Source organism: Mesotoga sp. (genome assembly GCF_035363035.1).
In the GTDB taxonomy this organism is placed as follows: domain Bacteria; phylum Thermotogota; class Thermotogae; order Petrotogales; family Kosmotogaceae; genus Mesotoga.
This window is the reverse complement of record NZ_DAOSEH010000173.1, coordinates 1-1,510: the sequence shown is the minus strand read 5'-3', so window position 1 is coordinate 1,510 and position 1,510 is coordinate 1. Positions and strand designations below refer to the sequence as shown.

The window sequence follows — 1,510 nt, the reverse complement described above, 5'->3', positions numbered from 1 at the left end:
TTCGTTATAGCCGACCCATTCGTGTTCGAGAAGATAATACCTTCTATCAAGGCGTCTCTGTTGAAAGAAGTTTCCGCGGAGATAATCGAGTTTAATGGCGAGTGCTCCGATGAAGAGATCGATAGGCTCTCCGCTATTGCAAAAGGCAAGACCGAAGTTCTCGTGGGCATTGGGGGAGGAAAGGCACTCGATACGGCCAAAGCCGTCGCCCACAACCTAAAGATACCCGTCGTTATAGTTCCAACGATCGCCTCGACCGATGCGCCCTGTAGTGCGCTTTCAGTCGTTTACACACCTGAAGGAGAATTCAAGAGGTTTATTTTCTTTCCGAAGAACCCCGATCTCGTGCTGCTGGATTCGAAAGTAATCGCCGATGCGCCGGCAAGGTTTCTCGTATCGGGAATGGGCGATGCCCTTGCAACATGGTTTGAAGCGAGATCCTGTGAAATCGGCAATGCAAAGAACATGACCGGCAATCCCGGCTCTATGACGGCATATTCCCTTGCGAAACTTTGCTACGAGACTCTTCTGAGGTATGGTGAACAGGCGAAGAATGCCTGTGAAGCACATATCGTAACTCCAGCCCTCGAGAAAGTCATAGAGGCCAACACTCTATTAAGCGGACTGGGATTCGAAAACGGCGGGCTCGCAGCGGCCCACGCTATACACAACGGTCTCACGGTGCTCGAAGAGACTCACAGGTATTTCCACGGAGAGAAAGTGGCCGTGGGAACGCTCGCTTCGCTTTTCCTGACGGGGAAGGATCCGGCAGTCATCGATGAAGTTTACGACTTCTGTGAAACAGTAGGGCTTCCCACGACTCTGGCGGAAATCGGTCTGGGCGACGCCACCGATGAGCAGCTGATGAAAGTCGCAAGCGCTTCCTGTGCGGAGGGCGAAACGATTCACAACGAACTGGTTGAAATCACCCCCCAAACTGTGTTCTCCGCCATAAAGGCGGCGGACGCGTACGGAAAATACCGCAAGCAAGAATAGAATATTTTTCAACAAGCCAACCATGCCGGGCGTGAAAAATTTCGCCCGGCTTTATCATAGAATAGGACAATCCAGTATTGATTAGAAGTGCGGGTGATGAGATGGGATTCAAAATACGAACATATGAGCGCGAAGAAGATTACTGGAAACTGAGAGAGTTCTTGAGAGAAGTATTCAAAGCCAACGGACTGCGCGAATACTCCTGGCATCTGGCCAGACTGGATTACTGGCGCTGGCATATCATGGAGAACTGCCTGAAAATCGACTCGTTGAATGACTGTATTTTCTTCTGGGAAGATTCTAATGACAGGATAGTGGCGGCCGTCAACCGTGATGGAACTGGCGAGGCCCATCTACAGGTACATCCATCTTTCGACTGTGAGGAGCTGGAGGAAGAGATGCTCGAAGTCTCGGAGAGGAACCTTTTCAGTGAGAAAGACGGCCTCAAAAGCCTCTGGGTGTTCACCGACTCCCAGGACAAACGAAGGATAGGGATTTTGAAGAGAAGAGGTTA

General features: G+C 50.7%; 1 protein-coding gene and 1 pseudogene. Both read left to right on the top strand.

The window, feature by feature from the left end; all coding sequences use genetic code 11:
• Window positions 1-996 (top strand): glycerol dehydrogenase (locus tag PKX57_RS12175; RefSeq protein WP_472417588.1); only part of this gene is annotated, 996 nt, incomplete at its 5' end.
• Window positions 997-1,097: 101 nt separating this feature from the next.
• Window positions 1,098-1,510, top strand: a pseudogene (locus tag PKX57_RS12170) (GNAT family N-acetyltransferase); the annotation flags it as partial.